The following is a 16,568-nucleotide window of genomic DNA, read 5'->3' on the forward strand; positions in this document are numbered from 1 at the left end:
CCTCCTGTAGTCCCTCCTGCCGACGAGAACTTGCGATGCTGAAACTCTACACCGCCCCAGGCACCTGCGCGCTCGCCTCCCATATCGCCCTGATCGATGCCGGCGCAGCGCATGAGATCGTCCGCGTCAACTTCAAGGCCGAGGAGCAGCGCAAGCCGGACTATCTCGCCATCAACCCGAAAGCGCGCGTGCCGGCGCTGGTGACGCCGCGCGGCATTCTCACCGAAAGCCCGGCAATCCTGGCCTTCATTGCCCAGAGTCATCCGGAAGCGAAGCTTGCGCCGCTGTCCGATCCGTTCGCGTTCGCCGAAGCGCAGGCTTTCAACAGCTATATCTGCTCATCGCTGCATGTGGCGCACGCGCACCGCATGCGCGGCACCCGCTGGGTCGAGCCGACCGACACCGAGGCGCTGGCTGCCATGCAGCGCAAGGTGCCGAAGACGGTGGCCGAATGCTTTGCCCTGATCGAGCAGACGATGTTCAAGGGACCGTGGGTGCTTGGTGCCGACTACTCGATCTGTGACGCCTACCTGTACACGGCCGCCCTGTGGATGGAGGGCGACAGCATCGACCCGAAGGGCTTCCCGAAAGTCTACGACCATATGCAGCGCATGGCCGAACGCCCCTCCGTGAAGCAAGCGCTCGCGGCCGCGACAGGACGTTGACGCACATCTTATTGCGCAACACGCGGCGATGGTCTGGTGGTTGTCAGGCGAGACCGCCGCCGCACAGAGGCCGTCTCCATCTGACGCATGGGACTGCCTCAGTCTCCGGCGATCCAGGCGCCATGGAAGCCCGCGGGCACCCGGCGCGGCAGCGTCACGGTCGCCACCGGCTTCAGCGCTGGATCGGACGCGTCCTGCACCACGAACTGCGCGCGGTCTTCCAATGCGTGTGTAGCGATCGACATCAGCCAGCCGTCGTCCTCCGAAGTCGCGTTTTTGGCCGCCACGAAGATCGCCTCGCCTGGAATCCAGCCGCGCTCGAACGCATGCGCGCGGCGCTCACCGGTCTTGACGTCGAACTTGACGACATTCATGCCGCCACGATCCTCGATGAACGAGTTGTTGACCGCATAAACGTAGCGATGATCACGCCCAACGCGCTCGCCATTGACCACCGGAAACTCCACCGACAGATCGTCGATCGGTCCCTCGCTCACCGCACCGTTCGCAAGGTCGAGCGTCCACTGATACAGCACGCCACCCTTGGTGGCCTGCGGTTCGCCGGTTGCAGCCACAGACGCTCCACCGAGCCTGTTCCACAGCCGATCGAAGCTTGCCCGGTCGTAATAGACGCCATCGAGCACGATGCGTCCCTGCGCGTCCTCATGCGCGTTGCCGACGTGGAAGACATAGCCCGGCTTGACCGCGAACCAGCGCACGTCCGCGTTGCTGCCGCCACGCGGCATCACGCCGATGCGCGGTGGATAGTCGTCGCTCCAGCGATACGGCATGCCGCGCCGTCCCATCGCGAGCTGCATGTCGAATACCACCGGCATGTCGAGCCAGATCACATGCCGCGCGGTCATCGCAAAGTCGTGCATCATGGTCGGGCCCGTCACCGCCAGCGGCACGCTATGTTTCAGCACACCGTCGCGTGTGGCGACATGGTAGACGAGGAATGGCGGACGAAAATCGTAGCCGAAGAAATGGATCTCGCCCGTTGCGGGATCGGTCTTCGGATGCGCGGTCATCGGGCTTTTCAACGCGCCGCCAAAATCATACGGCCCGACAGTGTCGAGCTCCCGCGTCAGTTCGTACGGGAGCGCGTTCTCGACCAGCGCGAGGATGCGCCCGTCGTAATGCAGGATCGAGGTGTTGGCGACGCCCGCCGTCACGTCGCGCGTGCCGTCAGGACGGACCGCCCGCGCCCCCTGCATGGTCGGCGTCTTGACCCAGCGATTGCGATACCAGATGGCGCGTCCGCCTTCGAGCCGTATACCATGCACCATGCCCTGGCCGGTGAAGTTGTGACCCGGATCCTGGCCGGGCATCGGATTGGAGCCGTTGCGCAGGTAGAGGCCGCTCAATTCCGGCGGCAGCGCGCCCTCCACCGTCAGTTCAAACCGTTCAATTTCATCCGGCACCGGCCCGAGGAAACCCGACAGGTAGGCCGGCTGGCCCTGTGCGCTCAACGCGGCTTGCGGAGACTTTGTGTCCATCGGCACGCTCCTCCCGTGAGTGGCATTTGCTGCTCTTGCCCACTCCAAACTTGACGTTGTAAAGTTTACATTGTCAAGTTGAATCCTTGAGAGCTGCGCAAGTTGCCCGGCGCGGACTCGCGAAGGGCATACTGTTGCCGACCAACCGCATTCGGTCGGAGCAACTTGGCCGCAAAACATCGGCGCTTGCCGAGGTCGCATGGCGCATGCCAAGACAGTCCGAACGAGGCATTCCACATGGCCCTGACTCATCCCGCCTTCGTGCATCATCGCATCGACTGCGCGCCCCGCGCCTGGAGCGCGGTGGCTCAGGATATTATTGCGCTGAAACCTTGGCTCGCGCGCGAGGGTGGTATTCTCTATGGCGTCTGGCGCAGCCAGATCGGCGAACCGCGCGACACGCTGAACATCATCACCTCCTGGTCCCTGCCGGCGAGCGGTGTCGGCATCTCCGAGAAGCTGAACGCCATCTCGCAAATCCGCGGCTACGAGATGACGTCGATGGAGCCGACGTTGCGCCCGGCCAGCGACGCTCCTCCGGTGCGGCAGGGCAATTTCGCTTTCCGCTGGCAGGAAACGCCGGCCGAACGCTGGCAGGAGTTTCTCGATCTTTGCGTCGCCGCGTGGCCCGGCTTCGAAGGGGCCTATGACTCCCAGGTGGTCGGCCTCTGGAAGCTGCGCGACAGCAGCACGCCGACTGTCCGCAGCTTGTTGCTGACCCGGAGACCCAATCTCGCAATGTGGGAGCGCTCCAAGATTCCACAGGGCGCGGCGGAGGCGGCCGTGCGCGACAAGCTGAATCAGCGCTACGACCTCTGCACATCCACCGTCGTCTATACCACCACCCTGCTCACGGCCGACGATCGCGCCGACACAGAACGCTGGACCTGAAACGAGACCAGACATGGACCTGCACCACGTCAAGGAGCGTCTTCATGTGCACGATGCCGACATTTCGGGCTCGGCCTATGACGACGTGAACATGTCCGGCTCGACATTCCACAACATCAATCTCTCCGGCTGCACGTTGCAGCAGATCAACATGTCGGGCGCGACGTTCGAGGATTGCAATTTGTCCGGCTGGCGCGTGCACGACGTCAACCTCGCCGGCCTGCGCATCGCCAACGCCAACCTCGCCGGCGTTTCGATTTCGGAAAGCCTGATGGATGGCATGACCATCGACGGGATCGCCGTCTCCGATCTGCTCGCCGCTTATCGCGCGAGGCAGCAAGACGGCCAATGACCCTCCCCGCTTACATTGGCGCTGCGCTGGCCGAGATCGCCGGTTGTTTCGCATTCTGGGCGTGGCTGCGTCTCGACAAGCCGGTGTGGTGGCTGATCCCCGGTGTGGCCTCGCTGGTCCTGTTCGCCTACCTGCTCACCCTGGTCGAAAGCGCAGCCGCGGGTCGTGCCTATGCCGCCTATGGTGGCATCTACATCGTCGCCTCGCTCGGCTGGCTCTGGACCGTCGAGGGCATCCGGCCCGACCGCTGGGATCTCGCAGGCGCCCTGCTCTGCCTGGCCGGCGCCGCCGTCATCATCGCGGGTCCTCGCGCCGCCTGATCTGCCGGCGCCGCGGCATCGGCCGGCCAGCCGCTAGCCCGCAGCGAACCAAACCGCGCATGTTGCGTTAGCGCATTGGGCAGCGCCCCCGTCTTCGCAGCTTTGTCAGTTGCGAGAATGCCCATTTGGGAATCCAATCGGCACGGCGAACGGCAGGAGATCGACCGATGACGGTTTCGATGCGGGACGGCCAGACCGGCAACACCCCTTTTGATACCGCCGACGTTCGCCGCCGACTGAAGTCCATTTTCGTCGGCTCGATGGGCAATCTGGTCGAGTGGTACGACTTCTACGCCTATACCGCCTTCGCCCTCTATTTTGCGCCGAAATTTTTCCCACACTCTGATCCTGTGGTGCAACAGCTCGAAGCGGCAGTCCTGTTCGCCGCGACGTTCCTGATGCGCCCGTTCGGCGGCTGGCTGTTCGGCTTCCTCGCCGACCGCTACGGCCGCCGCATGTCGCTGACATTGTCTGTCGTCTGCATGTGCTTCGGCTCGCTGCTGATCGCCGTCACCCCGACCTATGAGACGATCGGCTTTGCCGCGCCCCTCGTGCTCGCTATCGCGCGCATCATCGAGGGTCTGAGCCTCGGCGGCGAGTATGGCGCCAGCGCCACCTACCTCTCGGAGGTTGCCGATCCCGCCCACCGCGGGTTCTACTCAAGCTTCCAATACGTCACGCTGATCGGCGGCCAGCTCACCGCGATCATCGTCCTGCTGTTGTTGCAAAACGTATTCCTCACCGACGAGGAGCTGAAGTCGTGGGGCTGGCGCATTCCGTTCGTGATCGGCGCCGGGCTCGCGATCTTCACCGCCTACATGCGGCGCGGCATGCATGAGACCGAAGCGTTCGAGGCCTCGAAATCGGCGGGCAAGGCCACCGGCTCGATCCGCACGCTGTTCGCGTATCCGCGCGAGCTCCTGCTGGTGGTCGGCCTGACCGCAGGCGGCACCGCCGCATTCTACACCTTCACCACCTACATGCAGACCTTCGTCAAGCTGTCGGTCGGCCTCAGTGAAAACCAAACGACGCTGGTGATCTTCGGTTCGCTGGTCTTCGCCTCGCTGCTGCAGCCGCTGTATGGCGCGCTGTCCGACAGGATTGGCCGCAAGCCGCTTCTGATCTTCTTCGGCGTCGTCGGCACGCTGGCGACGGCGCCCCTGCTCTTCACGCTGAAGGAGGCGCAGACGCCGCTGCAGGCAATGTTCTTGATCTGCGCTGCCTGGGTGTTCGTCGCCGGCTACACGTCTATCAACGCCGTCGTCAAAGCAGAACTGTTTCCGACCAACGTGCGGGCGATGGGCGTCGGCCTGCCTTACGCGCTGACCGTTTCGATTTTTGGCGGCACCGCGCCGGCGATCGCCCTGTGGTTCAAGACGCAAGGGCACGAGCACTGGTTCTACTATTATCTCTCCGGCATCATCTTTTTGTCGCTCATCGTCTACACCACCATGCGCGATACCAAGCACGCGTCCGCGATGCACCGGCACACCTGACGGATCGCCAGCCGGCACGCTGCCGGAATGCATCGCATCCCTGCATGCCATGACGACGTCGCCGCTCCTTTGCGCGTTTGCAACGACGGCGAAACCAGATATCGCTTGTGCGATAGAACGATCGCCCTAGCGGAGGACGCCATGTTCGAAGGCAATCGCGTGATCGCCCATACCCGGTCGCGCTATCCGATTTTCCAGTCGCCGATGACCTGGATTGCCCGGGCGCCGCTGGTGTCCGCCGTCGCAGCCGCAGGCGGCATGGGACTTCTGGAGAGCTCGGCGCGCGACCTGTCGATGACGACGCGGGAGTTCGCCGCCATCCGCAAGGCCACCAACCAGCCGTTCGGCGTCAACCTGCCGGTGCGCTACCTGCAAAGCGATCCGAAGGAGGAGCGCGCCATCATCGACTGGCTGCTCGAGCAAGGTGTCCACTTCATGACCACGTCGGCGGGCGATCCTGGCCGTTACGTACGCGTCCTGAAGGACGCGGGCGTGATCGTCTATCACGCGACCGCCAACCTGCGCGGCGCGCTGAAGGCGGTCGATGCCGGCGTCGATGGCCTGATCGTGGAAGGCGCGGAGAGCGCCGGCATGCGAAATCCGGACGAGATCCACAGCTTCGCACTGCTGCAGGCAGTGCGCGAGAAGGTGGACGTGCCAATCGTCGCCGCCGGCGGCATCGTCGACGGCCGCGGCATGGCAGCTGCATTCGCACTCGGAGCCGAGGGCGTGACCATGGGCACGCGCTTCGTTGCCTCGGTCGAAAGCCCGGTGCATATCAACTACAAGAACGCGATCGTCGACGCGACGATCACCGGAACGATCCTGACCGACAACCCGCCCCGCGCCCGCGCGCGTGGCCTGCGCACGCCATACGCGCTCGCGGTCGCCGAAGGTTCGCGCGAACGGCTGCCACCCGGCGCGCAACTGGAGATGCTGTATGTGAACGGCGACGTCGAGAATACGTCCGGTTCGGCCGGCGAAAGCGCGGGTCTGATTCATGAGATCAAGCCGGTGCGCCAGATCATCGACGACACGATTACGGGCTTCTGGCGCGAGATCGACCGCCTCGCCGCTTTGCGCCGCTGAAGCCTAGCGGCAGATCGCCTCGCCGGAGCTCGCCAAGGCCAGATATCGCTGAGACGGCGCATCCTGCTTCACGCGCAATTGAAGCGGACATTGGGGCTGCCTGCATGCGGGCACACCTGGAGCCCCAGCCGCATATCGACTAGCATCGGCTGGGCTGGTGAGCTTCAAGCCTGCCGATTTCAAACAATGGCCCGTCGATGATCCTTCGCCGCGACGTCCTCTTGGGTTCCGCCGCAAGCATTCTTGCATCGTCGATCTCGCTATCTACGATCCGCAGCGCCTGGGCGGCTGGCGAGGACATCCACAGCCTGCTGCAGGACTGGGTCGACAACGCACGCCAGAGCGTCGGCATGATCGCATGCACCTACGACGCCGATAGCCAGACCGTCACGTCCTATGGCCACTCGGGAGCAGCCGACAGTCGCCCGCTGGATGGCGACACGGTGTTCGAGATCGGCTCGATCACCAAGGTCTTTACCGCGCTGCTTCTGACCGAGATGGTCACGCGCGGCGAAGTCGCCCTGAACGATCCGGTCGCGAAATATCTGCCCGATGCGGTGAAGATGCCCACCCGCGACGGCAAGCAGATCACGCTATTGGACCTTGCAACCTATACGTCCGGCCTGCCGCGTATTCCGGATGGGCTGGCGACCAACGACAATCCCTACGCAGACTATGGTGCCGAGCAGCTATACGCCTTTCTATCCAATCACACACTTCGCTTCATACCGGGCCGCCATTACGAATACGCAAATCTGGGCTTTGGTCTCCTCGGCCATGTGCTCGCGCTGCGTGGCGGCAAGACCTATGAGGAGATGATCGTCTCACGCATTTGCGAACCGCTCGGGCTGCACGACACTCGCATAACGCTCACGGATTCGATGCGTGCGCGCCTGGCGCAAGGACATCTCTCCAACCTCAAGCCGAGCGCGAACTGGGATTTTCAGGCGCTGGCAGGCGCCGGCGCGTTGCGATCGACGGCGAACGATCTGGTCCGCTTCATGAAGGCGACGAACTTCGCGGAGGCCGGATCGCCGCTCCAGCAGCCGATCGCGATGCTGCTGCAAACCCGTCGCGCAACCGATCTCGCAACGGTTAAGGCCGCACTCGGCTGGTTCGTCAACACGAACCACGATGACCAGGTCGTCTGGAAAGACGGCATGACCGGCGGCTACACCTCGTTCGCGGGCTTCTCCACCATGCGAAAGTCCGGCGCCGTGATCTTGGCGAACGCCGCCAACGCGCTCAACGACCTTGGCCTGCATTTGACCAATCCCGCTTACAAGGTGGCGCTGTACCCCCCGCAGGTCGCTGTCGATCCCGCGATTCTCGCCTCCTATGCCGGCATCTATCAGATGGCGCCAACCTTCATGCTGACCATCCGCGCCGAGGGCCCGCGGCTGTTCATCCGCGCCACCGGACAAGCGGAATACGAGATGTTCGCCGAGAGCGACAGCCGCTTCTTTCTCCGCGTGGTCGATGCGCAGGGTCGATTCATGCGCAACAAGGAGGGCGCCGTGGACCGGCTGCTCTGGCATCAGAACGGGAAATATCAGGAGTGTCCGCGTCTTCCGTAATCCCGCCACGATCCGGCGACCTCGTTCACCGCAATCCACGAGATTAAAGAAGAAAGCCCGGCGCGATCGCCGGGCTTCTTCGTTTCATTTGAAGTCTCTTGAAGGAAGCTTCAGAAAATGTGTCGGCTGCCAATCAGGCCGCTTTGGTGGCCTTGGCCAGGAAACCTTCGAACGGCTTGTAGGCTTCCTTGGCGAGATCCTTGTACAACTCACCGATCTTGGTGGTTTCAGCGACGAAGGTGTCATAGGCGGTCTTGGCGTAGTCGCTCTGCACCTCGAACGCCTTGTCGAGCGAACGCACGCCCGCAAGCTTTTCGATGAAGGCGCTGCCCTCCTCGAACGACTTCTTGGTGAAATCGCCGTAGGCGGAGGCGATCGCCTGCAGACCCTTGGTGTAGGAACCCGCGGAGGCGACAGCGGCATCGAACTGCTCTTTGCCGTAGTTCTGGAACTCTTCAACCTTGAGCATCGTCAAATCCCTTTCAGAGAGCGTTGTTAAAACAAACTGCAAATTGCCATGGCGCCACTGCAGCGCCCGGCGCCTTCCCATCCGCAATCCCAATATACTGCACTGCACAAAAAGCGCAAGTGGATTTGTGCGATGCAACAAAATAAACTTTGCCTCAAACCTCTGAGTCGCAGGCAAGGGATGATTAACCGTTTCGCAACCCCTCCCTCATACCGTGGAATTCTGGACTGTTCATGCGGCGGGAAAAGCCCGGAATGTCGAGCTTTCTCAGCATCTTAACGGGAAAATCGGGCTAGGCCAGCCACCCTTTGAGATGCCGCTCGGCCGCCTGACACAAAATGGCCTTGTCAATGTTGCTCAACGGACCTGTGACGGACCCGTGAGCGGCCGGAATTTAGGGGGACGGGAAGTTCATGTTCCGCGCAATCGTTGCGTCCTCTCGCGGGCGACGTCTTTTCGTGCTTGGGCTCGTTACAGCAGTGGCGGCCACCACCTTCACCACCGATTTTGCCGAGGCAAAGCGGCGGCATGGCAAGCGCAAGGCGCACCATGCCCGCGTCGTCTACGCGCCCCCCTTCTCCAGCATCATCGTCGACGGCAATTCCGGCGCCACGCTGCAGGCCAACAATGCCGACGCTCCGCGCTTCCCCGCCTCGCTCACCAAGATCATGACGCTCTATCTGCTGTTCGAGCGGCTCGAATCCGGCCGGATGAAGCTCGATACCGAGATGAGGGTTTCCGAATATGCGTCCGAGCAGGCCCCGACCAAGCTCGGCCTGCGTCCTGGCCAGACCATCCGTGTCGAAGACGCCATCAAGGGCCTGGTCACCCGCTCGGCGAACGACGCTTCGGTCGTCATTGCCGAAGCCATCGCCGGGTCCGAGGACGAGTTCGCCAGGATGATGACGCGCAAGGCCCGTGCGCTCGGCATGAGCCGCACCACCTATCGCAACGCCAACGGCTTGCCCAATCCCGAGCAAGTCACCACCGCGCGCGACCAGGCCCTGCTCGGCCGTGCGATACAGGATCGCTTTCCCCGCTACTATCGCTACTTCGCGACCAACAGCTTCGTCTTCCGCGGCAAGTCGATCCGCAACCATAATCGCCTCCTTGGCAAGGTCGAAGGCGTTGACGGTATCAAGACCGGCTACACCCGCGCCTCCGGCTTCAACCTCGTGACCTCGATCAAGCGCGGCAATCGTTATCTGGTCGGCGTCGTGCTCGGCGGCCGGTCCGGCGGCTCGCGCGACGCAGTGATGCGCAACCTCCTCGCCGAGCACATCGAGCGTGGCGCCACCCGCCGCACGGTCGCAGCCATCACGGAAAACGGCGCCGTTCAGGTCGCCCAGGCCAACGATACGCCGCTTCCGGTGGCCCGCCCGGATATCCGCCCCGTCGAAAGCCGGAGCGTCGACCTGAAACCGACCGCTCCGAGCGACTTCGATGGCGAAGGCAATCCGGCGCGTCGTACGATCGAACCGATGCAGGTCGCCGCCGCAGCGCCTGAGCCGGCACCGGCACAAACCGCAACAGCAACGCCACAGCAGCGCATGGCGCCGCTCACCAACGGCGTGATCTCCTCGCAAGCGCTGCCGCCGATCCCCGGTTCGACCGAGCCGATGACGCCGGTGCGCGTGAAGACCCTGCAGGTGAAGGCCGGCCCGGTGAAGGTCGCAAGCGCCGGCCCGACCCAGATCCTTCCGCAGGTCGCCGAAACCGCCCCCGAGACCAGCCGCAGCAACGCAACCGCCAAATCCGATCTCGCCAAATCCGATCTGCCGCCGGTCAATCCGAACCACGGCCGCGGCACCGGTATCCTCGGCACGCTGCCGGCCAGCGCGCTGGCCTATGCCGATCCGGCACGCCCGGTCCCCGCTCCGCGCCCGGTTGCCGCACCGGCCACCACCAAGCAGGCCGAGGCGCCGAAGCCTTCGATCCGTCCCGGCAGCTGGATCATCCAGGTCGGCGCGCTCGAGAGCGAAGCCGACGCGCGCAGCCGTCTGAACGAGGCTCGCGACCACGCTCGCGCCGTGCTGGGCAAGGCCGAGCCATTCACCGAGACCGTCGCCAAGGGTGACAAGCAGCTGTACCGCGCCCGCTTCGCCGGCTTCGTCGACAAGGATCGGGCCGAAGCCGCCTGCAAGACGCTAAAGCGCTCGGACATCTCCTGCTTTGCAATGAAATACTAACCATCCGTCCGTAAAGTTCCGGAGGTTGGACCGCCAACGCTGCTCCCACACAATGACGGTGCAGCACGGTCCGCATGATCCCACCACAAGCTGCGCCATCGCGCCGCTCGCCGGACGAGGATCATGGCAATAACAGAATGGATCGCAGGCCATGCGATCCGGGGCGCATCGAACGGACTGACGGCGAACCGCTCGCGCGTGGCGTTCGTATGCGTGCGGAGTTAGTGTCGATGGCGTCGAAGCAAGGTATCCTTGGCCTCGTTTACTCGCGAAGCGAGATACGTCGATCCCCCCTGGTCGGGATGGAGTTTCTTCATCAGGGAGCGGTGAGCCCGGCTGATCTCACTGTCCGGCGCCCCCGGCTGCAGGCCAAGGATCTGATAAGCCTCCTGTTCCGTCATTTTCCCGGACGGCGGACGGCCGACGTGACCACCTTGCCGCCCTGTCCCTTCGTCATGCGCGTGCTGACGCCAAGCGGGAAACCGGCGATCAAGATAACTTTCCAGAAGCGCCAGGCTCTCGGCGTCGAAGGCGCGCCCCATCGCGACCAGCGCCTCAAGGTCGAAGTCATCTAGCGGACGGCCGGCGTTCGCGCCGGCAACGATCTGCCCGCTCAACCGGCCGCTGTCGTGGTCCAAAGTCATATCGAGAAAGGCCGAGCGGACCCGTGAGGTCTGACCGGACGAACGCTGCGATCCCCAGCCGGGAAAGTTGAACCCCATGTTGGCGAGCGGTGTCCAGCCGAGCAGCCCCGCTCCGAACAGGCCGAGCGGGATCGCCACGGCGAACTCACCCCGGACGCCGATGAAGGCAGCCGCCGCGAGCGTGACGATGCCGCCGCCAATTTTGACGCCGCGCGCGAGCACGGCCGGATTGGTTGAGCGCAGCACCTGCAACAGCAGATACAGCGTGACGACGGCGACAAGTCCTGCAACGAAAGCCATGGCGGCAATGTAATCGCCTGCGCGCCGTTCAGGTAGATCGCGGAACCAAATAAGCCGTATTTCAACAACAGCCTTGTATGTCCACGACAGCCTTGCGACCCGTCACCGCGCCAACGCGAGGCTTTCCCCGCTAGCGCATCTGGCCAAGCAGATGTGTTGCCCCCGCGGAGCCCGTAGCCAGCCGCTTCAGTGCCTCGCGACCACCCGCCGCATAAGCCGCCGCCGCCCGCAACAAGTCTCGCAGCTGCGCTGCGCTGCCCGGATCGAACCTGCACCAAGCGCCGCCGGTCAAGCGCGCGATCTCGCGAAACGCATGCTCGACAGCAGCATCGCGCCCTTCCTGGAACATGAAGCACGGCACCTTGAGCAGGCCGAGTTCTCCGGCGGTGGCGCATAGCGCGTCGATGTCCTCTTCCATCGCGTCGCCGACGAACACGAGCGCGCGCACCGACGACGCCGATGCTTCGCGCCGTGCATCGCTCAGCACTCTGCCGATCTGCGTGTGTCCGCCGGCGCAGGTGATGCGTCCCATCAGCCGCGCGAGCTTGGCTGTGTCGGTCAGCCAGCCGGTCGCGCGACATTCGTTGCGACCGCGATAATAAATCAGCCGCATCGCCAGTCCGCCGATCTTGGCAGCCTCGTTGAACATATCTGCCTGCAGGGCACAGGCCATGTCCCAGGTCGGCTGCCGGCTCAACGTCGCGTCCAGCGCAAAGATCAGCCGCCCGGACGCTCCGTTGCCCGCAGGTCCGAGTGCCTTCACCTGCTGAAGGAAGTCGGCGATTGCCGCGGAAGACGACTGTGCGGCCGGAGTTTTGCTCGCAGACGATACGGGTTTCTGTCTGTCGTCGCTTGTCATGACGCGTCTCATCGTGCGCACGCAGATGGTGCAAGCTTTATGTGGAGCGCGTGCGCGAGGCCGTCAATGCCGGATCGTCCGACATCCGTGCGTGCTAGCCTCGTCGCGATCCTATCAACCGAAGGAGCTTCTCATGACGTTCATACGCATCACCTGCGCGCGCATCACCTTGGTCACGGCCGCACTCGCGCTTCCGCCCACGGCCTCGGCCAATGCCGTCGTGCTCGATCTCTATACCATGACCTGCAAGGAATTCGTGCAGAGCGACGAGCAGACGGTCTCGCTCATGCTGACCTGGCTCGACGGCTGGTACAAAGGCGACAGCGATGAGGCCAAGATCGATACTGACGTGTTCTTGGAGAACGCCAAGAAGATCGGAGCCTATTGCGGCTCCAACCCGACCGTCAGCATCGTCAATGCAGCCGATAAGGTTTTGAGCGAAAAGTGAACTGCCGCAGTCGCTGAAGGGAGGCCGGCGCTGGGCCGACCTCTCTTCATCCGTTGGCGGCGTACGCATTCTCGTATTCAGTCGCCGCCGATAGCGCGCGGCAGCATCCGCTGCAAGACTCCATCACGATGGATGAGGAAGTGATACAGCGCCGCAGCAATGTGCACGAGCACGATCGCGGCAACGATCAATCCTATGCTCCGATGCACGGCGAATAGACGATCGGCCAGCGCTTCGTTCTTGGCGATCAGATTGGGAATCTCGAACACGCCGAAGAACGGCGTCGGCGCCCCATAAGCCGAGTTGGCAAGCCAGCCGCCGATCGGCATCACAAGCAATAGGACATACAGCAATCCGTGCGTCGCCGACGAGGCAACGCGCTGCCAGCGGGCCAGTGATGGTGCCGGGGCCGGCGCACCGATAACGATGCGGTTGACCAGGCGCGCAAGCATCAACATCAGGATCAGCATCCCGAGCGACTTGTGCAGCAGATATAGCGTATCCTGGGTCGGTCCCTGCCCGACCCGGCCCATGACGATGCCGATCGGGATCATGACCAACACACAGGCTGCGATCAGCCAGTGCAGCCATTTCGAAGTGGCCGGATAGCCGCCGCTGCGAACGCCATAGGTCATGGCAATGTCCCCCGTCTTCAGGGAAGACTAATCAGCAACACGGGTTCCGGCTAGGGGATCGGGTGGCGGTGTCGCAGCCGGATCATGACGGCGCGTGATCGTACCGGTCTGCAAAAGAAGCCGCCAGAGGCGGCTGACAGTTGCCAGTGTTCATGCTGCCGGCGGCAGCAGAGGTTGCCCGGATCAGGGCGTGCCGAGTGAGGTCGTGATTGAACCGAACTTGTTGCTGATGGCGGTGCCGAGCGTGTTGACCGCCGCGATGATGGCGATGCCGATGCCTGCGGCAATCAAGGCGTATTCAATCGCCGTCGCGCCCGACTCATCGCGCACGAACCGTTGTATCAAACCGATCATCTGTGATGCTCCCGGATCGCTATCTTCGATGGCCTTGCCATCCAAGGCACGATACCGGACGGAACTTTCCGCTCGGTAAAGCTGTAATCGACAACTGTACGCGCCCTGCGCGTGAACCTTAACCCTCCGTTAAGGCTGATGGATCGCACCGGTCAGGGAATGTGGATCACGCCAGAGACGCCAGCCGGGAAACCCGGCTCGACCTCAGACGATATCGTGGGTCTCGAGCGGCTTACCGGATTGCGCGAACCATTCGGCACGGGCCGCGGCACGGCGGCGTCCGCGCTCATCGATCGGCAGCTTGAGATGACGCAGCAGGCTTGCGACCTCCTCGCGCGCGGTGACATGCGCCATGCTGGGCCGCATGCCAAGCGTTTGCGCATTCAGATCGTCCAGCGCGGTCAGCCCGCGCGGAAACAATTCGCGATAGACCACCCGCTCGGCGAAACCGTCCACGGTTCGGAATCCAACCGAAGCAGCAAGCTTGTTCAGGCCTTCACCGATCAGTTGCTTGTTGCGCGACGTCATGAAGGACAGGCGATTGCGTACGACGATCCAATCGGTCGAGGCGCCATCCACCTGCCGACGCTGGCGCCGCGCCTCGCGCACCATCCGCGCATAGTGGCTTTCACCAGTGACCCAGTATGTCGCGGGATCGACCCTGCCGAGCACATCGAAATCGACGAAGCTGTCGTTGATCGGCGTGATCAAGGTATCGGCCATCGAATGCGCGAGCCGCATCAGGTAGTTGTCGGTGCCCGGCGTATCGATGACGATGAAATCGAAGGAACGCTCCACCGCATGGATCGCCTGCGAGAACTGTTCGAACTCGGAGCTCTCGTTCTCGGCGATGTTCATGCTCGAGCCGAGCGTGACGTGGATGTGATGCGGCAGTTCGAGCGCGAGACCGGTGCGGCGCGCCCAAGCGGCGCGGTTTTCCATGTAATGGGTCAGACTCTTTTGCCGCGCATCAAGATCGATGGTCGCAACCCGCTGGCCGGCCTTCAAAAGGGCGACGATAACGTGAACGGCGGTGGTCGATTTGCCCGAGCCGCCCTTCTCGTTACCCAAGACGATGACATGTGCGGAGCCGGCTTGCGCCGGGCTGGCCTGTACTAACATCACGCGTGGCCCCTGTTGCCTCATTCTCAGAGTGGAGAGCGGCGGGGTCAAGCGAAATGCGCAAGGAGCGACGTTCATCCTAAATGCGATGGGCGAGGCTCGCCTCCCCCGCGCCGATGCGCGCGCACGCGGGACCCTGACGCGATGCCCTCATGCCACGCTGTCATGTCCGGCACGACGGCGCGGAGACGGTTTTCGCAACGGTTGAGCGATTGGCGGTAACACCTCGCCTTTGATAGGTTCGCCGCGCGTCGGCCTCCGCAGACCGATCGCGCCGTTCACCCCGTTTTCCAACCAGGCCCCCGATGTCAAAACGCCCTTCCGTCGTCCGCACCCTTCCCATCCTGCATCGCACGCTCGATGCCTTGCGCGGCCGCAAGGCGAAGATCGCCATCGTGCCGACCATGGGGGCGTTGCACGACGGGCATTTGACACTGGTGCGCAATGCCAGGCGACGCGGGCTGAAGGTCGTGGTCTCGATCTTCGTTAATCCGACGCAGTTCGCCCCGCATGAGGACTTCGGCTCCTATCCGCGCACACTCAACGAGGATCTGCAGAAGCTCAGTGCCGAGGGTGTGGATCTCGTCTGGGCACCCAATGCGCATGTGATGTATCCGGAAGGTTTCGTCACCCGCATCGCCCTCGAAGGACCGGCCGTGGCCGGGCTGGAGGACACCTATCGTCCGCACTTCTTCGGCGGCGTGGCAACCGTGGTCGGCAAGCTGTTCGCGCAAACGCGGGCCGACTTCGCGATGTTTGGCGAGAAGGACTATCAGCAGCTCAAGGTTGTGACGCGGATGGCCAAGGACCTCGACCTGCGAACCAAAGTCATCGGCGTGCCGACCGTGCGCGAAAAGGACGGTCTCGCGATGTCCTCGCGCAACGTCTATCTGTCGGCTGAGGAACGCCGGACTGCGCCTGTCCTTCATCGCACGATGAAGAGTGTATCGGCCAAGCTTCGCGCCGGCGAGAGCCTTGAGGCTGCACTCGCGGAGGGACGTGAGACGATCGCAGCGGCCGGTTTTGCGATCGATTATCTGGAGGCGCGCCACGCCGAAACGTTGGCGAAGATCGGCTCCATCAAGGACGGTCCGGTGAGGCTCCTGGTTGCGGCCAAGCTCGGGCGAACGCGGCTGATCGACAACATGAAGGCGTGATGCGCACCAGGCGGGAGGCACCCGCAGGCGCCCGTTCCTGTCCGCCTAAAGCAGACCGAGTTCGCGCAGTTCGCGGCGCAAGGGCTCCGGCATCGCCGCAAGCCCCTTCCCCGCCTGACCGAGATCGGCCGGCGCATCGGATGCGCTCAGATAGCGCCAGCCCTGGAAGGCCCGCATCGGCCGCGGCGTGACGGTGATCACCTTCGGCTCCATCACGATGCGGCAACGGGAAATGCCGGCCTTGTCGCGGAACGACTCGATCGCAAGCAGCTTCTCGCGCGCGGCGATCTGCCCCTTGATCACCCAGTAGAGCGAACCGCCATCGAGCAATTCCTCGTCCCGCTTCGGCGTCATTCGCGTGATGTGGATGTGCTTGCGCGGCAGACCCTGCTCCTTCGCCTTGCGCATGCGCTCACGCAGGAAGTCCTGGAGGTCTTTGATCGAGTCGCAACCGACCGCCAATTTCATCAGATGCAGTGCCATACTGCCATTTTACGGCAAG

Annotated in this window: 18 protein-coding genes; 10 read left to right on the forward strand and 8 right to left on the reverse strand. The window is 63.4% G+C overall.

Annotated features, from left to right (window positions below; genetic code table 11):
• The first annotated feature begins 35 nt into the window (after positions 1-35).
• A complete protein-coding gene (locus tag X566_RS21735; protein WP_034471486.1) occupies positions 36-665 on the forward strand; it encodes a glutathione S-transferase family protein in 630 nt (209 codons plus the stop codon).
• A gap of 98 nt (positions 666-763) precedes the next feature.
• On the opposite strand, the gene X566_RS21740 is transcribed toward X566_RS21735, so the two are convergent.
• Positions 764-2,164: a carotenoid oxygenase family protein gene (locus tag X566_RS21740; protein ID WP_051444420.1), complete on the reverse strand. Its 1,401-nt coding sequence runs from the start codon at positions 2,162-2,164 to the stop codon at positions 764-766.
• A gap of 237 nt (positions 2,165-2,401) precedes the next feature.
• On the opposite strand from X566_RS21740, the gene X566_RS21745 reads away from it, so the two are divergent.
• The 6 genes from X566_RS21745 (at position 2,402) to X566_RS21770 (ending at position 7,889) form a co-directional block, all read left to right on the forward strand.
• Positions 2,402-3,055, forward strand: a complete 654-nt coding sequence (locus tag X566_RS21745) for a hypothetical protein (protein WP_034471487.1) — start codon at positions 2,402-2,404, stop codon at positions 3,053-3,055.
• 13 nt (positions 3,056-3,068) lie between these two features.
• On the forward strand, positions 3,069-3,407 hold the full coding sequence (locus tag X566_RS21750; RefSeq protein WP_034471489.1) for a pentapeptide repeat-containing protein: 339 nt from the start codon (positions 3,069-3,071) through the stop codon (positions 3,405-3,407).
• Positions 3,404-3,727, forward strand: a complete 324-nt coding sequence (locus tag X566_RS21755) for a YnfA family protein (RefSeq protein WP_034471491.1) — start codon at positions 3,404-3,406, stop codon at positions 3,725-3,727. The genes X566_RS21750 and X566_RS21755 overlap by 4 nt, the downstream gene beginning before the upstream one ends.
• A gap of 167 nt (positions 3,728-3,894) precedes the next feature.
• A complete protein-coding gene (locus X566_RS21760) occupies positions 3,895-5,223 on the forward strand; it encodes an MFS transporter (protein ID WP_244434851.1) in 1,329 nt (442 codons plus the stop codon).
• A gap of 141 nt (positions 5,224-5,364) precedes the next feature.
• Positions 5,365-6,312 (forward strand): nitronate monooxygenase family protein, encoded by a 948-nt coding sequence (locus X566_RS21765; RefSeq protein ID WP_034471493.1) that lies wholly within the window; start codon positions 5,365-5,367, stop codon positions 6,310-6,312.
• Positions 6,313-6,509: 197 nt separating this feature from the next.
• A complete protein-coding gene (locus X566_RS21770) occupies positions 6,510-7,889 on the forward strand; it encodes a serine hydrolase (protein ID WP_051444421.1) in 1,380 nt (459 codons plus the stop codon).
• A 133-nt stretch (positions 7,890-8,022) separates the two neighbouring features.
• Here X566_RS21770 and X566_RS21775 read toward each other — a convergent pair whose 3' ends face one another.
• On the reverse strand, positions 8,023-8,358 hold the full coding sequence (locus tag X566_RS21775) for a phasin family protein (protein ID WP_034471495.1): 336 nt from the start codon (positions 8,356-8,358) through the stop codon (positions 8,023-8,025).
• 413 nt (positions 8,359-8,771) lie between these two features.
• Here X566_RS21775 and X566_RS21780 point away from each other — a divergent pair, with 413 nt between their 5' ends.
• Positions 8,772-10,547 (forward strand): D-alanyl-D-alanine carboxypeptidase, encoded by a 1,776-nt coding sequence (locus tag X566_RS21780; RefSeq protein WP_034471498.1) that lies wholly within the window; start codon positions 8,772-8,774, stop codon positions 10,545-10,547.
• 221 nt (positions 10,548-10,768) lie between these two features.
• On the opposite strand, the gene X566_RS21785 is transcribed toward X566_RS21780, so the two are convergent.
• Both X566_RS21785 and X566_RS21790 read right to left on the reverse strand, forming a co-directional pair.
• Entirely contained in the window at positions 10,769-11,491 is a 723-nt protein-coding gene (locus tag X566_RS21785) for a DnaJ domain-containing protein (RefSeq protein ID WP_034471501.1), read from the reverse strand.
• Between the two features lie 130 nt (positions 11,492-11,621).
• Complete coding sequence (locus X566_RS21790) at positions 11,622-12,350, reverse strand: hypothetical protein (RefSeq protein ID WP_034471503.1); 729 nt, start codon at positions 12,348-12,350, stop codon at positions 11,622-11,624.
• Between the two features lie 133 nt (positions 12,351-12,483).
• On the opposite strand from X566_RS21790, the gene X566_RS21795 reads away from it, so the two are divergent.
• Positions 12,484-12,798, forward strand: a complete 315-nt coding sequence (locus X566_RS21795) for an HdeA/HdeB family chaperone (RefSeq protein WP_034471505.1) — start codon at positions 12,484-12,486, stop codon at positions 12,796-12,798.
• A 77-nt stretch (positions 12,799-12,875) separates the two neighbouring features.
• Here the strand turns inward: X566_RS21795 and X566_RS21800 are convergent, their stop codons facing one another.
• From X566_RS21800 to X566_RS21810, 3 genes are all read right to left on the reverse strand, one after another.
• Complete coding sequence (locus X566_RS21800) at positions 12,876-13,433, reverse strand: cytochrome b (protein WP_034471507.1); 558 nt, start codon at positions 13,431-13,433, stop codon at positions 12,876-12,878.
• 183 nt (positions 13,434-13,616) lie between these two features.
• Entirely contained in the window at positions 13,617-13,787 is a 171-nt protein-coding gene (locus X566_RS21805; protein WP_081740501.1) for a Flp family type IVb pilin, read from the reverse strand.
• A 204-nt stretch (positions 13,788-13,991) separates the two neighbouring features.
• Complete coding sequence (locus X566_RS21810; RefSeq protein WP_034471512.1) at positions 13,992-14,909, reverse strand: division plane positioning ATPase MipZ; 918 nt, start codon at positions 14,907-14,909, stop codon at positions 13,992-13,994.
• A 305-nt stretch (positions 14,910-15,214) separates the two neighbouring features.
• Here X566_RS21810 and panC point away from each other — a divergent pair, with 305 nt between their 5' ends.
• On the forward strand, positions 15,215-16,066 hold the full coding sequence (panC, locus tag X566_RS21815) for a pantoate--beta-alanine ligase (RefSeq protein WP_034471514.1): 852 nt from the start codon (positions 15,215-15,217) through the stop codon (positions 16,064-16,066).
• Between the two features lie 45 nt (positions 16,067-16,111).
• On the opposite strand, the gene X566_RS21820 is transcribed toward panC, so the two are convergent.
• Positions 16,112-16,549, reverse strand: a complete 438-nt coding sequence (locus tag X566_RS21820; protein WP_034471517.1) for a DUF1489 family protein — start codon at positions 16,547-16,549, stop codon at positions 16,112-16,114.
• Positions 16,550-16,568 lie beyond the last annotated feature (19 nt).

The organism is Afipia sp. P52-10, from assembly GCF_000516555.1.
In the GTDB taxonomy this organism is placed as follows: Bacteria; Pseudomonadota; Alphaproteobacteria; order Rhizobiales; family Xanthobacteraceae; genus P52-10.

Excerpts from the sequence above, each read along its gene's own strand:
- X566_RS21760 (WP_244434851.1), top strand. The coding sequence starts at position 3,895 with ATGACGGTTTCGATGCGGGACGGCCAGACCGGCAACACCCCTTTTGAT.
- X566_RS21755 (WP_034471491.1), top strand. The coding sequence starts at position 3,404 with ATGACCCTCCCCGCTTACATTGGCGCTGCGCTGGCCGAGATCGCCGGT.
- X566_RS21775 (WP_034471495.1), bottom strand. The coding sequence starts at position 8,358 with ATGCTCAAGGTTGAAGAGTTCCAGAACTACGGCAAAGAGCAGTTCGAT.
- X566_RS21745 (WP_034471487.1), top strand. The coding sequence starts at position 2,402 with ATGGCCCTGACTCATCCCGCCTTCGTGCATCATCGCATCGACTGCGCG.
- X566_RS21820 (WP_034471517.1), bottom strand. The coding sequence starts at position 16,549 with ATGGCACTGCATCTGATGAAATTGGCGGTCGGTTGCGACTCGATCAAA.
- X566_RS21740 (WP_051444420.1), bottom strand. The coding sequence starts at position 2,164 with ATGGACACAAAGTCTCCGCAAGCCGCGTTGAGCGCACAGGGCCAGCCG.
- X566_RS21810 (WP_034471512.1), bottom strand. The coding sequence starts at position 14,909 with ATGTTAGTACAGGCCAGCCCGGCGCAAGCCGGCTCCGCACATGTCATC.
- X566_RS21795 (WP_034471505.1), top strand. The coding sequence starts at position 12,484 with ATGACGTTCATACGCATCACCTGCGCGCGCATCACCTTGGTCACGGCC.
- panC (WP_034471514.1), top strand. The coding sequence starts at position 15,215 with ATGTCAAAACGCCCTTCCGTCGTCCGCACCCTTCCCATCCTGCATCGC.
- X566_RS21765 (WP_034471493.1), top strand. The coding sequence starts at position 5,365 with ATGTTCGAAGGCAATCGCGTGATCGCCCATACCCGGTCGCGCTATCCG.
- X566_RS21780 (WP_034471498.1), top strand. The coding sequence starts at position 8,772 with ATGTTCCGCGCAATCGTTGCGTCCTCTCGCGGGCGACGTCTTTTCGTG.
- X566_RS21770 (WP_051444421.1), top strand. The coding sequence starts at position 6,510 with ATGATCCTTCGCCGCGACGTCCTCTTGGGTTCCGCCGCAAGCATTCTT.
- X566_RS21790 (WP_034471503.1), bottom strand. The coding sequence starts at position 12,350 with ATGACAAGCGACGACAGACAGAAACCCGTATCGTCTGCGAGCAAAACT.
- X566_RS21805 (WP_081740501.1), bottom strand. The coding sequence starts at position 13,787 with ATGATCGGTTTGATACAACGGTTCGTGCGCGATGAGTCGGGCGCGACG.
- X566_RS21785 (WP_034471501.1), bottom strand. The coding sequence starts at position 11,491 with ATGGCTTTCGTTGCAGGACTTGTCGCCGTCGTCACGCTGTATCTGCTG.
- X566_RS21735 (WP_034471486.1), top strand. The coding sequence starts at position 36 with ATGCTGAAACTCTACACCGCCCCAGGCACCTGCGCGCTCGCCTCCCAT.
- X566_RS21800 (WP_034471507.1), bottom strand. The coding sequence starts at position 13,433 with ATGACCTATGGCGTTCGCAGCGGCGGCTATCCGGCCACTTCGAAATGG.
- X566_RS21750 (WP_034471489.1), top strand. The coding sequence starts at position 3,069 with ATGGACCTGCACCACGTCAAGGAGCGTCTTCATGTGCACGATGCCGAC.